Raw genomic sequence first — 16,025 nt, 5'->3', positions numbered from 1 at the left:
TCTCCGCGTCCCCGCGTCCCCGTGTAAGCGCGTAAGCGCGTCAACCAAAACGCGAAATCTAAAAAACCTACCCATAAGAGCTGCCGCCTCTCTAATGGCTATAACCCCAACTTTTGTAACACTGACTTTGTAGAAACAATGTGACGTTCTAAGCCTAGTTCTTGCGGGCTAATTCCGACTGCCAAAGCAATTAATTGAGGTAAGTGCAAAACAGGTAAACCTAATTTTTGACCAATGACCTTTTCTACCTCTGGTTGACGCGAGTCTAAATTGAGGTGGCATAGAGGGCAAGGAGTAACCATACAGTCAGCACCTAATGCTAAGGCTTCTTGAATATGCATCCCTGCCATTTTAAAAGACTGGGTAGTAGCATAACTAGCCAGGGGCCAACCGCAACATTGCGTGCGACCTCGGTAATAAATTGGTGTTGCACCCACGGCTCGAAACATATTTTCCATTGCTTCTGGTTGATATGGATCATCAGGTATTGACTTTTGGGCGCGGAGGAGATAACAACCGTAAAAAGCAGCACATTTTAATCCAGTCAACTGACGGGTTACACGCTTAGTAATTTCGTTTAACCCATAATCTGCTATTAGGGCATAAAGGAGATGTTGAACTTTGGTGCTACCGCGATAAGGTAGACAGCCTTCTTTATGCAGCAAGCCATTAACCTGTTCAATGTAAGCGGGGTTGGTGATTTGGGATTCTTGCAGGCGTTCGTTAACATGACCGATAACACCCTGACAAGTGCTGCAATGAGTTAGTAGGGGCAAATTTAAATCTTCTGCTAGAGCAATATTTCTGGCATTGACTGTATCTTCTAGTAGTTGGGAATCTTCCTTGAATGTGCCCGAACCACAGCAAGCCGCTTTTTTGAGTTCAATCAGTTCGATACCTAATGCTTGCGTCAGTGCTTTGGTTGAGAGAGTTAACTCTCGGCAGGCTCCTTGAGCGACACAACCGGGGAAGTAAGCATATTTTAGTGTCTGAGATAGCATAGAACTATATTTGGGTAGAGCGATCGCCCAAGACAATAACTGTTTGATCATCGCTTGTTAGTATCACTAACAAGGTAAGGGATATTGCTTGAGACTTCATAAAAAAAATTTAGCAAGAATTGAAAAATACAGGCTTTCACGCAGTCTATGCGATCGCGCTTTCCGATAAGATGTATATGCTCAAAACAATATCCCCCGTCAAGAGCACAATCATAGCCACTGGTTAAGGACTTTTAACTATGAGCCAAGAAGATATTTTTGAAAGAGTCAAAGAAATTGTCATCGAGCAACTGGGCGTAGAAGATGAGAGTAAAGTGACACCAAAAGCCACTTTTATTGATGATTTAGGGGCTGACTCTCTAGATACTGTGGAGCTGGTAATGGCTTTAGAAGAAGAATTTAATATCGAAATTCCTGATGAAGCCGCTGAAAAGATTTTATCAGTTCAGGATGTAGTAGACTACATCAACAATAAAGTTCCTGCATAGGATAAAAGCTGAGCATTCATTGCCCAGCACTGTTTCGGTAAAATCTTGACTGAGAAATGGCGTGCGAGCGCCAATTCAATGCCAAGTATCTCAATGGGTTTCTATCGCACACTGAGCCAGTCCTAGAGGAAGATTGCCCAACCTCAGGAACTGGCAAACCCAAAGGGTGCTAGTTCAATGGTCACTTTAATACCCGTTGCTACTATCGGGGAAACTATTTTCCAGATGATGATTGCCTTCAAGGGTATCTCATCCACGCCACTTCGAGTGGACATCTAGGTGAAAATTTCCAGCTTTCCATTCCAGCAAGTTTCTATTTGAGGTCTCAATCCTCCAACAAGAAACGTAATTGCAAACCGCGAATGGTTGCTGAGCGTAGTTGAAGCATTGCGAATTACGAATTGTTTAATCACCTGGATTGCGACTCACTAAAGTTCGCCTATCTGAACTCAGCACTGCTTATTGTTTTGCCTGCTGATTTTTCGCCACCTTTAATTAAATCATGACAGACTTTAAACGTAAACGCGTTGTTGTAACTGGTGTTGGCGCGATTACACCTATTGGTAACACACCAACAGAATATTGGGAAGGATTGTTGAGTGGACGTAATGGTATTGACTACATTACCTCATTTGATACGTCTCGCCATGATTGCCGGATGGCAGGAGAGGTGAAAAACTTCGATCCGCAAGACTATCTAGAGCGCAAAGAAATTAAGCGTATGGATCGGTTTTCCCAATTTGGGGTTTCGGCTGCAAAACAGGCTTTGTTGGATGCAAAATTAGTCATTAACGAACTAAACGCGGAACAGATAGGTGTAATTATTGGTTCTGGCATTGGGGGTATCAAAGTTTTAGAAGACCAGCAAACAATCTACCTCAACCGTGGCCCCGATCGCTGTAGCCCATTCATGATTCCAATGATGATCGCCAATATGGCAGCAGGGTTAACAGCGATTCACACTGGTGCTAAAGGCCCAAACTCCTGTTCTGTGACAGCTTGCGCTGCTGGTTCCAATGCCATAGGAGATGCTTTTCGTTTGGTTCAAGGGGGCTATGCTCAAGCGATGATTTGTGGAGGATGTGAGGCCACAATTACACCCTTGACATTGGCCGGTTTTGCTGCTTGTAAGGCTCTCTCTGTGCGTAATGATGATCCAACTCATGCCTGCCGTCCCTTTGACCGCGATCGCGATGGCTTTGTCATGGGCGAAGGTTCAGGGATTTTAATTATCGAAGAACTGCAACATGCCCTCAGTCGCGGCGCTCGCATTTATGCTGAAATGGTCGGCTATGGGATGACCTGTGACGCCTTCCATATGACCTCTCCAGTTCCTGGCGGTGAAGGCGCAGCTAGAGCTATTCAATTGGCATTAAAAGACGCAGAACTCACACCAGAGCTAGTGAGCTATATCAACGCCCATGGCACCAGTACCCCAGCGAATGACTCTAACGAAACCGCAGCGATTAAAAAAGCTTTGGGCGAACACGCTTATAAAACAGCAGTCAGTTCCACCAAATCGATGACAGGTCATTTGTTGGGTGGTTCTGGAGGTATCGAAGCAGTAGCCACGGTATTGGCGATCGCCAATGATCAAATTCCACCAACAATCAATCTGGAAAACCCTGACCCAGAATGTGATTTAGATTACGTCGCTAACTCTAGCCGCGCGCAAAAAGTGGAGGTGGCATTATCTAATTCTTTTGGGTTCGGTGGTCACAATGTCACGCTAGCCTTTAAAAAGTACATCTAAATAATTCCAATTTTGCTGCTGGTCTGCTTTTTGGAGATGATGCCATCAAAAGTATCATATATATCATTCCGCTCACAGCTCAGCGTTCAGCATGACCAAATTGTCAGCTTAATTAATTACCAGAAACTCAGAAGATCCCGCTTGTCCATCGACATTCGGGAATGGGATGATGAGGATACTGTGGAAAATTTTAATGAGTGATCAGTTATCAAGCTTATAAGAACTGTTAATTGATAACGGATCACTGTTAAACCCCCAGTAAGAGAAGCTAAAAGAGTGCTAACCCGTCGTTAACAACAAGAGATTATGGCTGTTGCAACCCAATCCCTAGAAGAACTTTGTATTAACTCGATCCGCTTCTTGGCTATTGACGCTGTAGAAAAGGCAAAATCGGGACACCCAGGACTGCCGATGGGCGCGGCTCCGATGGCTTTCGTAATTTGGGATCGCTTTATGCGGTATAACCCCAAAAATCCTAAGTGGTTTAACCGCGATCGCTTTATCTTATCTGCTGGGCACGGTTCCATGTTGCAGTATGCCCTGCTCTACCTAGCTGGTTACGACAGCGTTACCATCGAGGATATTAAACAATTCCGTCAGTGGGAATCCAAAACCCCCGGACACCCAGAAAACTTCATGACTGCTGGTGTAGAAGTGACTACCGGCCCCTTGGGACAAGGTATTGCCAATGCAGTCGGTTTAGCGATCGCTGAAGCTCACCTCGCTGCCAAGTTCAACAAACCCGATGCCAAAATTGTTGACCACTACACCTACGTAATTCTAGGTGATGGTTGTAACATGGAAGGTGTTTCCGGTGAAGCCAGTTCTTTCGCAGGACACCAAGGATTGGGTAAGCTCATCGCTCTGTACGACGACAACCACATCTCTATTGATGGTTCTACAGATGTAGCATTCACCGAAGACGTTTCCAAGCGATTTGAAGCATACGGCTGGCATGTGTTGCACGTCAAAGAAGGTAATACCGATTTAGATGCCATTGCTAAGGCAATTGAAGAGGCAAAATCTGTCACCGACAAGCCTTCGATGATTAAGGTCACAACCACCATCGGTTATGGTTCTCCCAACAAAGCCAACACCGCAGGTGTTCACGGTGCAGCGCTAGGTACTGATGAAGTCAAATTGACCCGCAGCAACTTGGGTTGGGAGTACGAACCTTTTGTAGTGCCCCAAGATGCTGTCAACCACATGCGGAAAGCTGTTGAACGCGGCGCAGGTTACGAAGCAGAATGGAATAAAGCCTTTGACGCTTACAAAGCCAAATATCCCCAAGAAGCAGCTGAGTTTGAGCGTTACATTAGCGGCAAACTACCCGATGGTTGGGATCAAGTACTACCTACCTACACCGCCGAAGACAAAGCACTACCCACCCGCAAACACTCAGAAACCTGTCTCAACAAACTAGCGGCAGTTTTACCTGAGCTAATTGGTGGTTCAGCTGACTTGACCCACTCTAACCTCACTGAAATCAAAGGTAAGGGTGAATTCCAGAAAGGGCAATATCAAAATCCCAACATCCACTTTGGTGTGCGAGAGCATGGTATGGGTGCAATCTGTAACGGTATCGCACTGCATGGTTCAGGCTTAATTCCCTACGGTGCTACTTTCTTGATTTTCACAGATTACATGCGTGCTGCCATCCGCTTATCTGCTCTGTCTCAAGCTGGTTCGATTTGGGTAATGACCCACGACTCGATTGGACAAGGCGAAGACGGCCCAACACACCAACCCATCGAAACCTTAGCATCCCTGCGAGCCATTCCTAAATTAACAGTAATTCGTCCCGCAGATGGCAATGAAGCATCTGGGGCTTACAAAGTGGCTATTGAAAGGGCAAAACAAAACGCTCCGACTTTGTTGGCCTTCACCCGTCAAAATGTTCCTAACTTGGCAGGTACATCGATTGAGGGTGTAACCAAGGGCGGATACACAGTGGTAGATAGCGAAGGTACGCCAGAGTTAATCATCATTGGTACTGGTTCCGAGTTGAACCTCGCTGTCACCGCCGCCGAGAAACTCACCGCTGAGGGTAAAAAAGTTCGTGTTGTCTCGTTACCTGCGTGGGATTTATTTGAAGCGCAGGATGCAGCTTACAGAGAGTCTGTTCTACCTAAAGCTGTCACCAAGCGTTTGGCTGTAGAAGCTGGTACTAGTTTTGGTTGGCATAAGTATGTGGGTACTGAGGGCGATACTGTAACTATTGACCGCTTTGGTGCTTCGGCTCCTGGTGGTGTCTGTCTGGAGAAATTTGGTTTTAGCGTTGATAATGTGTTAGCTAAAGCCAAAGCTTTGTTGGGTTAATAGCAACAGAATATTCTCTTAAATTAATTGTAGGGTAGGTGTTTTGCCTGCCCTTTTTTTGTTTTTAAACGCAGAGGATAATTGTTTATAATTGAGGTAATTAGTTGGTGGAGGAAATTATGCAGGAAGTTACTAATTATCATCAAGAACTGAGTAAGCTAAAAAACATCTAAATTACATAATCAAATTAAATAAAACTCTTGTGGGGTGGGCATCTTGCCCGCCCTAATTATGCAAGTTATATGTGGAACAGCTTAACCGTATATCTCCAGTAGTTGAAAAGTTAATTAAGGGTAATAGTTTATATCAGGTCAAGTTAAACCAACGAGAAATGATAAAAATGTTGGTAGAATTATTTGGGCAGTTTTCACCTGAAGAAATGAGAGCGATTCATGATGATGATTTCATACGCAGAATTGATAAGATTCTTGTACTAGAAGCTGTGTCAGGTAAATTAAATGATTTAACGCCGGAGCAAATTAAAATGTACGATGAAGCAGTAAAACGAAGATAAACAACGTGACTTATTTATTAGATACAAATATTGTTAGCTACATTTTGAGGAGAAACTGGGCTATAACAGAATCTTGAGTTTGGTACAGTACTGCTCGTACTTTTGCCAACAAAGGGTCAGTGGAATATAACTCAATTGACCTGTTAGAATAGGTATGTAATATATAATATGGCAATAAATTATGCAAAAAAATTCTAGCTACAATCAAGAATTTTTTAATCGCATCTCACCAATAGTGGAAAACCTATTTAATAAAAATAGTTTATATTTAGTGAAATTAAATAAACGGGAGATGATTGAAATGCTAGTAACTCTATTTGAAAGATTTTCTCCTGAAGAAATACGAGCAATTAAAGATGATGACTTAACAGATAGAATTGATAGTATTTTAATTTTAGAGGCTATTTCTGGCACGTTAAATGATTTGACCCCAGAACAAATAAAAATGTACGATGAAGCAGTAAAACGAAAATAAATAAGGTGACCTATTTACTAGATACAAATATTGTTAGTTACATTCTAAAGAAAAATGCAACTGTGGAAAATAAACTACAGGATGCTAAGATTGCAGGACAAAAAGTGTTTATCAGTTGTATAACTTATTATGAGGTTAAAAGAGGGCTTTTATATGCAAATGCTACGAGTCAGTTAGTAGAATTTAATCAGTTTTATGGAAAATATCAAGTTATATTTTTGGATGATATAGAAATTATTGAACAAGCCTGCCAAATCTATGTAGATTTAAAGGGCAGAGGTTTTACTATTCAAGAACAAGATATATTGATAGCTGCAACTGCGATCGCACGCAGTTTAATTTTAGTTTCCAATGATTCTGATTTATTAAGAATTGAGGGGATTAATCTAGAAAATTGGGCAGTAACAGAATCTTGAAATAGCAAGGGATTAGTTAAATAATGCCATATTACTTATTAACACCCCAAATCTAGGAGGTTCCCATGACCTCAGCACAAACACCGCTAGGCGTTGAATCAAGCCTGACCATACGCAGCTACCAGAATCTGACGGCAATTTCGTGAAAAACCTCCAAGAACATCCCCAAAGCGTATTGCTAACAGATTCTATTGAGCCAATTTTGCAGAAGTTGCATCCTGATGCACAGTATTGCATCGGTCAATATGAACTAATGCCTGCTAATGAACGCGGACATTATCCTATAGAACCAATGGATGTAGAGTTGGGGATTTGGCAAGGTCTCTATCAAAATTTAGAATTACCCTGGTTGCGGTGGTGGGATAAGCAGGGTAATTTGCTGGTGACAGGTTGGGAACAGTCACAAATACTGGAAGCGCGATCGCAACGCTTGGCTGCTAAGCTGAAAGAATTAGGCGTTAATCCAGAGGAATTGGGATAATGCCCAAAACAGCACTCAGGAAACAGCACTACTGAAGATATATTGCGAGTTAATTGCTGCTACACGACCAGCATCCACTAAAGCTTGATACACCATTGCCGTCACCTCTGCGCGCGTAGCATCGCGGGTAGGGTTGAGTTGCTTGAGGTTTGGGTAATTGACAATCATTTGTTTTTTGATAGCTTTTGCTACCTCGTCTTTGGCATAGTCAGGAATTTTTGCTTGGTCATCAAAAGCTTTAACGCTGGTTGTACCATCAGCAGTTAATCCTAGTCCATTGACTAAAGAAACAATAACTTGTACACGCTGGATATTTTGGTTGGGGTGGAAGGTATTATCTGGATAACCAGAAAGAAATAAACCTTGGTATGCTTGCTGAATGACTTTGGATGCCCAAAAATCGGCCGGCACATCTTTAAATTTAATCGCAGCACGGTTTGGTAATGGGTTGAAAGCTTTCACTACTAAAGCTGCATACTGTGCCCGTGTCATTGTAGCATCGGGTTTAAAGGTGCGATCGCGAAAACCTTGAACTATTCCCTGTTTATATAATTCTTGAATAAATGCAGCTGCCCAATGATTACTAATATCGGTCAAGTCGATATTGCTGGGAGTAACTACAGGTGTGGGCGTGACTACAGGTGTGGGTGTGGCGATGGGTGCAGGTGTAACTACAGGTGTGGGTGTGGCGATGGGTACAGGTGTGACTACAGGTGTGGGTGCAGGCGTAGCGACAGGTATTGTAGCAACAGGTACAGGCGTAGCGACAGGTGTTGTAGCAACAGGCACAGGCGTAGCAACAGGTGTGGGTGTGGAGACTGGACTACCTGCAAACTCTACATTCCCAGTTACTTTACTAGGATCAATTTGATTTCCTACAGAAATTAGCTTATTGGAACTGGCATTTTGCAAATCGAATTTCCCATTATTGCGGAGAATGTTGCCTCCTGGGTTGGTGGTATTCCCAAGGTCGGGTAAAGCAGTTGCAATGATAGTTAAACCATCGTCGGTATTATTTTCACTCAGATTATTACGCAATATTGGACGGGCAGTTCCAGAGATGACTATGCCAGAACGATTATTGTAAATCTTGTTGTCTAGAAGTTTGGGTGATGCTGTATCACTAATGGCGATGCCATAGCCAGTTTTAGAGAACACATTACCTTGAATTTTACCTTGAGAATTTTTGGCGATCGCTACACCATTAGCAGCATTCTCGGTAAACACATTACCTACAATTACTGGATCAGCGTCACCTGTAGCAAGTATTCCCTCTCGCTTACATTTGGTAAAAGTACAATTAGCAATAGTCGGGGCTGTTGATTCTACCCAGACAGCACTACCACGGCTTGCTGGATTTGTGACAGTCACTCCCCGGAGTTCGGCACTAGTTAATAGTAAGAAAGTAATGTTTTGACCAGCAAAAGTGCGACTGAGGTAATTACCACTTCCTTCAATCAAAATGCTACTACCTTTGCTAGCTTCGTTACCTACAACTGTGACTCCAGATGGAACAGTTAAGGGGAAAACTTCACCATTAGCAGCATTATAATTACCATCTGCTAGTTGAATTTTAGTAGCGAGTGTAGCCACTTTCAAAGCTTGCGTAATCGTCTTAAATGGGGCTTCTAGGCTACCAGAATTAGTATCAACACCTGTAACTGGATTTACGTAAAGAGTTTGAGTCATATCTTCAAAATAGGGAGTGGGGAGTAGGGAGTGGGGAGTAGGGGGAAGATTTATATTTCATCACTCGCTGTGTTATTTATAACATGAGCGTTTGATTTGAAAATGGGAATTACGAATTATTTGGTCACTGAGCGAAGTCGAAGTGATCCCCTCATCCCCCTCTTTCAAGGGTAGGTTTTTCATATTCAGTCTGAAAAAACCTATTTTTTCGTTCCGAAATCTTTCTCCGCGTCCCTGTGTCACCGCGTAAGCGCGTCAACCAAAACGCGAAATCTAAAAAACCTACCCATAAGAGCTCATCCCCCTACCCTAGCCCCTAATCTTAATCGGCACAGCCATACTAGAGCGGGTAATTATATCCTGTAAATTTTTACTAGGTTGAGAACCGTCTTGATACAATTCTGGAGTTTCCCATACAGGATCTTTGCGCCAGCCGTTGATACCTACAACTTCACCGCGACTGTTCAATAATGGTGCGCCACTCATTCCCTTGGTGACATCGTTTGTATACCCAATTTGGTATCCTCCCTCTAAAGCTTTATCAAGCAGTAAAGAAATTTGACCTTCTGTAAATACAAATTTACTTTGTCCTTCCTGACTAGCTGAGTTCGGGATAAATCCTCCTACAAAAACTTGCTCTTTGAGTTGCAATATAGATGAATCTCTCAAAGTGGCTACAGGATATGATGCTTTGGGAGTGCGAAATTGTAATATTGCTAAATCATCATTCTGAAACTGCTGAGTTTTACTGACATTAGCTTTGTAAACTTGCCCATCTGGGGTTTGAATTTGATAGGGAGGAGCAGCAGAACGAAGTACATGTGCATTGGTCATCACAGTGTAAACTTGGCCATGACGCTCAATTAATGTTCCTGAACCAATAAATTCTTTTGATTGAATTTTGACGGTGATGGTTTGAGCAATTTTTTGCACCTGTGCTAATGGCAACTGAGCAGATGATTGGGTGTATGTGTCATTACCCAAAATAGACTGCTGTTTTGGCAGCACTAGAATCAGTCCACCAAGACATGCGCCTACACAAATTGTTTGTCCAAGTCTTTGCCTTAGCCCTAGCCAATTCATGTTAACTCCCCAATGGATGGCAACTAAAATCTTTGTTCCACAGTGAGTGAACTAGGAGTATTGTTAGTTGACGGTTGGGTATTATTTTCGCCCTCAGCATCTACAAGTTGCTTCACATCAAGATATAGTTCGCCATCAAAGTAGGACAAAGGATTCTTACCACCTAAATCAATTGCTGTTGGAGAAACGCCACGCCGAAAATCATGAATTTGTTTTAGCGTTACTTGTGCATTTGTACCGCGTTTGAGGGTGACAAGAATATTTTCTGATGAACAAGGAACGCCTTTACGGTTGGAAATACAAATCACAGGGTAGCCGTTAACGTTGTCACGACTGGTAAAAAATAAACTACCGTTATCGTAATAGCGCTCTAAACGTGCTGAAACGGCACGACAGCGGGCTTTGGGGTCGAAACCAGAACGCTCAAAACCTTTAAACACCCAACGCATAAACGTTTCCGGGCCGCGTGAGGTGCGTACTTTAGTGACTGGTACACCTTTTTCTTGGGTGCAAAAGAATTTGTTGCCCTCAGCGTAACTAGGCTGATTATCGGTGATTGCGATCGCTAAAGCCAATGCAGAAATCGCAGAAGCTGTTGCTAACCCTGGTAATACTTGAGCAAATAACTTCAGGCGCATATATTTAGCTCTAAAAACTAAAAATAACTAAATTTGAACTAAATTCACATGAAAATATCTTATAGCAGTTCTTAGTTGGGTACAATCATTGTTCAAATATTGAAACCACTTTGGTTGGAGAATTTAAATAATTCGTAATTCCAACGTAAAAGTTGCTGATTATAGAACCGGGGGACTTAAACCCACGCAACTGGTTAAAATTGCCTGCCACTCAGATTTTTCTAGGGGTTGCACCTCTATCTGTATCCCAAAACAATTACCAGCAGCGGGAATTAAAGCTGTAATAATTTCTTCTACACTCAGGTTTACCCCAAAATCAGGTTTGAGTTGTGAATAGCTTAGTTTCTCCTGTTCCCCATTCCCCATTCCGAATACTTGCTCAAATAAATCGGAATCTGAATTTAATTGAATTGAACCATGTTGCAGAATAGTTTGATTTCGCCGCAGCTGGGCGCTACCGATGAGTTTAATGCCATTTGGCATTACTAAATCTGTACCTGTTGCAGTACCAAAACAATTGGGATTGTGGATGTATCCCCGCCCAGCTGTGCCGTAGTGCAATTCTACACCGAGCGATCGCCATCCTTGAATTAAAAACTCGCAGATTTTTTCGTAAACCTCAAGCCGAGTACCCGTGAGTCCAGAGGTAATGACGGCATAAGTTAAATCACCTTGGTGTAGTACTGCCCGTCCACCTGTGGGACGCCGCACTAGATCAAGTTTTTGGCCTTGCCATGTTAAATTTTGCCAATGTTCAGGATATTGGCGTTGATGATAACCGAGAGAAAGGGCGGGTGGCGACCATGTATAAAAGCGCAGAGTTGGGGGATGCTGACCCGCGTGGTGCTGTTCTAGCAACCAGCGGTCAATGGCCATCTGCACATTGCCAGCGGCTTCTAGTAAAGGAATCAGTCGCCAAACCTGCTTACTAGGTAATTTCAAATTTCAAATCGCTTAAATAATTCGTAATTCGTAATACTTCGACTTCGCTCAGTACAAGTTCGTAATGACGCGACGCTCCTGTGTCGCTCTAAGCGAAGCTATGCCGTAGGCTTTACGCTGACGCTATCGAGGACTCGCTACCGCTGCGAAGCGCGTAATTAAGTTTTGTAATGGGGATTTCACCCCAACACAAAACTTGTTGGTTATGGAACCGGGGGACTTAAACCCACGGAACTTGTTAAGCGGTACCAAACTCAGATTGTAAAGCTTCATCGTTGTTGTCGGCGATCGTTGCCACAATGGTAATTATCCGAGAGACTTCACCAGGAGACAACTCTGCTAAAGTACGTGTTGAAATCACAACTACTCGGTTTTCGATGATCCCGAAACGGGCTTCAAAGGTGCTAGAGCAGTTTAACTCTAGCAAATGTCGCATTAACTTGGGTTCATCTTTGGCGGGTAAATGTAATACCGCAGACCAAACCGTTATAGTATCCTCATCAGTTACACCTGTGAGTTGCACAAAGACTTCCACACTACCATACTTAAATTTCCAGAGATAACCACCCTCTGAAGTATGGCTGACCATTGCACTATCATCTTGCTCTAGAGAGTCGATGACATTTTCGATAACTTCCAAATGGTTAATGTTTGTCGTCTCGGTGATTAGTCCATTGACGATTTCATTGCTAGTTAGAGTTTCTTGGTAGCTTGTCATACAGATTTTTGTCTCAATACACTCACTGTTTTGCCTACACATACTTTATATGATGCATCAACCTATGTCTTCTCTCTCGCAAGCTGTGTACAATCGTGATGTGCGGCGCTTAGGAATTAATCTAAATCATTGGTATGTAGTTGCACGTAGTAGCGAAGTTATAGATAAGCCCATTAATATAGTACTTTGGGAACAGGCGATCGCACTTTATCGAGATAGGTCAGGCAAGATTCACGCCCTCGAAGACCGCTGTCCCCACCGCCAAGTTAAACTGAGTCATGGGCAAGTGGTTGGCAACGAATTGGAATGTACGTATCATGGTTGGCGGTTCAACGCCAATGGTGAATGTGTAGCGGTTCCCTACTTAGCAGCGAATCAGAAACTCCCAAATTGCACAATTCACCATTACCCCGTCAGAGAACAAGACGGTTTCATCTGGTTATTCCCTGGAGATGTAGAAAAGCTACACACTAATTCTATAGAACCATTAGGCTTACCAGAATGGGAACATTTAAATTATATCGCTACAGTTTCGGTGATTAATTGTCATGCTCATTATTCTTATTTAATCGAAAACTTGATGGATATGTATCACGGACATTTACATCAAGATTTACAAGCTTGGGCAGAAGCGGCACTACAAGAAATCGATGAAAATGAGCATCGTGTAGATGCACACTATACAGCACAAAGTTATTATAAAATAGACAAAATTTGGTCAATATCGCAATTATTTTTTCCAGCTTTGCGGCAATTACATCCTGAACCGTTGGATGTCAGTTATGTTTATCCGCATTGGGTTTCGACGTTGGGAAAAGATTTTAAGATTTACTGTTTATTGTGTCCGATAAATGAGACGCAAACCAAAGCGTATTTAATTCACTTCACCTCATTAAATGCTTTTTGGCGTTTGCATAAATTACCTGTTTGGTTTCGACGATTCATTAAAAATAGCTTATTTGGTGCAGCACAAAAGTTACTGGATGGCTTAGTGCGTCAAGATGTCAAGATGATTGAAGAGGAACAGCAGGCATATTTGCAAAATTCTCAAAGGCGAAATTATGAATTGAATCGCGCATTAGTCAGTGTGCAAAGATTAATGAGAATTCAGGTTGAATGATGACAGAACACTTCATCTCGAAGGGTGCGGAGTGAAACCCAACATGGGTTTCGGTGTTAGGTTTCGTTCCTCAACCCAACCTACGAATCAAGGCATTTTTTAATTATCTATGTTGAAAAAATTTTTGATCCGCCTGCGGCGGAAGAGAGAAAAGTGAAGAAGTGTAAAGGGCAAAAGGGCAAAAGAGTATAGGGGAAGGGAGTCCTCACGCGGGAACGACAGAGACAACACGAAAACCAAAGGTGAAGTAACGGAGGTCGGCTCCGTTCCAGTAGCGGGTCGCACTGCGACAGTAGACTGGGATGTAGTACCAAGAACCACCGCGCAGCAGACAATATTGATTATCATTATCATTGAACCATGCACTACCATTAGTGGGCGCGCCTTGATAATTACTATGGTAGTGATCTTGACACCATTCCAAAACATTGCCATGCATATCGTATAAACCAAAGGCATTGGGCGGAAAAATACCTACTTCTGTTGTTTGCTGACGATATTGACCTTTTGATGCTGAGGCGTAAGTATAAGTGCCTTTGTAGTTTACTAAATCACTGGTAATAGTTTCGCCAAAATAAAAAGGTGTGGTGGTTCCAGCACGACAAGCATATTCCCATTCAGCTTCGCTGGGTAGTCGATAGGTGCGTCCCATCCTCTGGCTCAACTTTTTACAAAATTCTACAGCATCATTCCAACTCACCTTTTCTACAGGTCTTTTTTCTCCTTTGAAATTGGAGGGATTATTACCCATGATTGCTTGATACTGTGCCTGCGTGACTTCATATTTACCCATGAAGAATTCAGAAACTGTTACTTGATGTTGCGGCCCTTCATTTGAAATTCGTCCCTTCTCCCCTGCTGGTGAACCCATCGTAAAAGTTCCACTTGGTATCTGCACCATATTTAAGGTGACGCCACCTCCCAAGTCTTCAACGAAGTATTTCGCCTGACAGTTACGGCGGTTGGTGATGTTTCCCCGTGCATCAACTGTGACAACTTCAAATTGAGAGATTTGTAAGGTTAGTCTTTGTGTGAGTGATGGTGTTGGCTGTGGCGGTTGTGGTTTTGGTGGCTGTGATGATGCTGGCGCTGGTGTTGGTTGTGGCGGTAACAACGGTGATATCAATACTTGCAACGCATCTGTTGCTGTGCGATAGCGCTGGTTGAAGTGATAACTCACCATCTTAGTTAATATCTCTGCTGTATTCTCACTGACGTTTGCCCAATTACGCCAAATCACTTCGCCACTGATTGGGTCTTTGGGTAGTTCATGAGGCTGTAAACCAGTTAGGGCATGTATTCCCAGCATTCCTACTGCATAGACATCGCTGGCTAGTTTGGGGTCGCTGTTTGCCTGTTCGCTGGGCATAAAACCAGGTGTCCCAATGGCAACTGTAAAGCTACTTTGTCCTTGGGCATTCATCACTAAGGTACTTATTTCTTTGACTGCACCAAAGTCAATTAGTACTATTTTGCTGTCTTGCCGACGCCGCATTAAATTTTGGGGTTTGATATCTCGGTGAATGATATTCTGCTGATGGACAACGGCTAAGACTTCTAGTATGTCTTGTAGTAGCTTGATTACTTCACTCTCACTCAACTTTTGACGAGGAATAATTTCTCGACTCAAGTCTTCTCCATCAACAAATTCCTGCACTAAATAAAATTCACCCTTTTCTTCAAAGTGAGCGAATAGTCGCGGAATTTGGTCGTGGTTGTTGCCTAATCTGTATAATGTCTGTGCTTCACTGTCAAATAGTCGTCTGGCTATTTGCAATGTTGAGGAATCTTTTGGTTTGAGGTGTTTGACTACGCACACCGGATGGTTCGGTAAATCCATATCCTCTGCTAGGTATGTGTCGCCAAAACCGCCACTTCCCAATAGTCTGATTATTTTGTAGCGATTGCGAAGAATTGCGCCGATGAGCATTAGGTTTACCCAACAGGAGGATGGTGTTATTTTGCCAAATTTAATACCTATTAACCCTTTTATGTCACTCTCGGAAAGTAATAATCAAAGCAAGATTCTGAAACTTTCATCCAATCTAGCTTTGAGCCTTTATTTTCTAACAGTAACTAAAATTTATAACCAAAAGCTTAAAACTAAAGCTCCAAAAGGCTTTCAGCGATAGGCTTCTCCCAAACTGACAAAACAGGGTTAAGCAAGGGGAGGAATCAGTTATAACCAATTTTGGCGTTCTTCTTTGCGCCTTTGCGGCTTTGCGTGTTAGCGTTCGCGTTGGCGAAGCCTCTCGTAGAGAAGCGTCTCGTAGAGAAGCGGGGCGTAGCCCGGCAAAAAAAGATTTATGCAAGAAGTCTATTAGACTTCTTGCATACAGCACTTTGCAAGTAAATGAAGTACACATCTTAATATGATAAATTTTGTGG

16 protein-coding genes are annotated in these 16,025 nt (G+C 42.8%); 8 read left to right on the top strand and 8 right to left on the bottom strand.

The window, feature by feature from the left end:
* Window positions 1–98: 98 nt before the first annotated feature.
* Window positions 99–1,001: a CoB--CoM heterodisulfide reductase iron-sulfur subunit B family protein gene (locus AC5JMF_RS15435; RefSeq protein WP_495796619.1), complete on the bottom strand. Its 903-nt coding sequence runs from the start codon at window positions 999–1,001 to the stop codon at window positions 99–101.
* A gap of 239 nt (window positions 1,002–1,240) precedes the next feature.
* Here AC5JMF_RS15435 and AC5JMF_RS15430 point away from each other — a divergent pair, with 239 nt between their 5' ends.
* Window positions 1,241–1,489: an acyl carrier protein gene (locus AC5JMF_RS15430; RefSeq protein ID WP_495796606.1), complete on the top strand. Its 249-nt coding sequence runs from the start codon at window positions 1,241–1,243 to the stop codon at window positions 1,487–1,489.
* Between the two features lie 143 nt (window positions 1,490–1,632).
* Here the strand turns inward: AC5JMF_RS15430 and AC5JMF_RS15425 are convergent, their stop codons facing one another.
* Window positions 1,633–1,764 (bottom strand): hypothetical protein, encoded by a 132-nt coding sequence (locus AC5JMF_RS15425; protein WP_495796605.1) that lies wholly within the window; start codon window positions 1,762–1,764, stop codon window positions 1,633–1,635.
* 227 nt (window positions 1,765–1,991) lie between these two features.
* Here AC5JMF_RS15425 and fabF point away from each other — a divergent pair, with 227 nt between their 5' ends.
* The 6 genes from fabF (at window position 1,992) to AC5JMF_RS15395 (ending at window position 7,447) form a co-directional block, all read left to right on the top strand.
* Entirely contained in the window at window positions 1,992–3,242 is a 1,251-nt protein-coding gene (gene fabF, locus AC5JMF_RS15420) for a beta-ketoacyl-ACP synthase II (RefSeq protein ID WP_495796604.1), read from the top strand.
* 306 nt (window positions 3,243–3,548) lie between these two features.
* Window positions 3,549–5,561 (top strand): transketolase, encoded by a 2,013-nt coding sequence (gene tkt, locus AC5JMF_RS15415; protein ID WP_495796603.1) that lies wholly within the window; start codon window positions 3,549–3,551, stop codon window positions 5,559–5,561.
* A gap of 244 nt (window positions 5,562–5,805) precedes the next feature.
* Window positions 5,806–6,075: a hypothetical protein gene (locus tag AC5JMF_RS15410; protein WP_495796602.1), complete on the top strand. Its 270-nt coding sequence runs from the start codon at window positions 5,806–5,808 to the stop codon at window positions 6,073–6,075.
* 181 nt (window positions 6,076–6,256) lie between these two features.
* Window positions 6,257–6,550: a hypothetical protein gene (locus tag AC5JMF_RS15405; protein ID WP_495796601.1), complete on the top strand. Its 294-nt coding sequence runs from the start codon at window positions 6,257–6,259 to the stop codon at window positions 6,548–6,550.
* A 5-nt stretch (window positions 6,551–6,555) separates the two neighbouring features.
* Window positions 6,556–6,966, top strand: coding sequence for a type II toxin-antitoxin system VapC family toxin (locus AC5JMF_RS15400; protein ID WP_495796600.1), 411 nt, complete (start codon window positions 6,556–6,558; stop codon window positions 6,964–6,966).
* A 97-nt stretch (window positions 6,967–7,063) separates the two neighbouring features.
* Window positions 7,064–7,447, top strand: a complete 384-nt coding sequence (locus AC5JMF_RS15395) for a hypothetical protein (RefSeq protein WP_495796618.1) — start codon at window positions 7,064–7,066, stop codon at window positions 7,445–7,447.
* A 15-nt stretch (window positions 7,448–7,462) separates the two neighbouring features.
* Here the strand turns inward: AC5JMF_RS15395 and AC5JMF_RS15390 are convergent, their stop codons facing one another.
* The 5 genes from AC5JMF_RS15390 to AC5JMF_RS15370 all read right to left on the bottom strand — a co-directional run bounded on the left by AC5JMF_RS15390 (window position 7,463) and on the right by AC5JMF_RS15370 (window position 12,517).
* Entirely contained in the window at window positions 7,463–9,136 is a 1,674-nt protein-coding gene (locus AC5JMF_RS15390) for a DUF1565 domain-containing protein (RefSeq protein WP_495796599.1), read from the bottom strand.
* Between the two features lie 309 nt (window positions 9,137–9,445).
* Window positions 9,446–10,219, bottom strand: a complete 774-nt coding sequence (locus AC5JMF_RS15385; protein WP_495796598.1) for a S1 family peptidase — start codon at window positions 10,217–10,219, stop codon at window positions 9,446–9,448.
* 23 nt (window positions 10,220–10,242) lie between these two features.
* Window positions 10,243–10,857, bottom strand: a complete 615-nt coding sequence (locus tag AC5JMF_RS15380) for a COP23 domain-containing protein (protein ID WP_495796597.1) — start codon at window positions 10,855–10,857, stop codon at window positions 10,243–10,245.
* Between the two features lie 159 nt (window positions 10,858–11,016).
* A complete protein-coding gene (locus tag AC5JMF_RS15375; RefSeq protein WP_495796617.1) occupies window positions 11,017–11,733 on the bottom strand; it encodes a lipoate--protein ligase family protein in 717 nt (238 codons plus the stop codon).
* Between the two features lie 304 nt (window positions 11,734–12,037).
* A complete protein-coding gene (locus AC5JMF_RS15370; protein ID WP_495796596.1) occupies window positions 12,038–12,517 on the bottom strand; it encodes a YbjN domain-containing protein in 480 nt (159 codons plus the stop codon).
* A 64-nt stretch (window positions 12,518–12,581) separates the two neighbouring features.
* On the opposite strand from AC5JMF_RS15370, the gene AC5JMF_RS15365 reads away from it, so the two are divergent.
* Window positions 12,582–13,637: an aromatic ring-hydroxylating dioxygenase subunit alpha gene (locus AC5JMF_RS15365; protein WP_495796616.1), complete on the top strand. Its 1,056-nt coding sequence runs from the start codon at window positions 12,582–12,584 to the stop codon at window positions 13,635–13,637.
* A gap of 205 nt (window positions 13,638–13,842) precedes the next feature.
* Here AC5JMF_RS15365 and AC5JMF_RS15360 read toward each other — a convergent pair whose 3' ends face one another.
* Entirely contained in the window at window positions 13,843–15,567 is a 1,725-nt protein-coding gene (locus AC5JMF_RS15360; protein WP_495796595.1) for a bifunctional serine/threonine-protein kinase/formylglycine-generating enzyme family protein, read from the bottom strand.
* Window positions 15,568–16,025 lie beyond the last annotated feature (458 nt).

It is taken from the genome of Desmonostoc vinosum (assembly GCF_059505385.1).
This window is presented reverse-complemented; position numbering and strand designations above follow the sequence as displayed.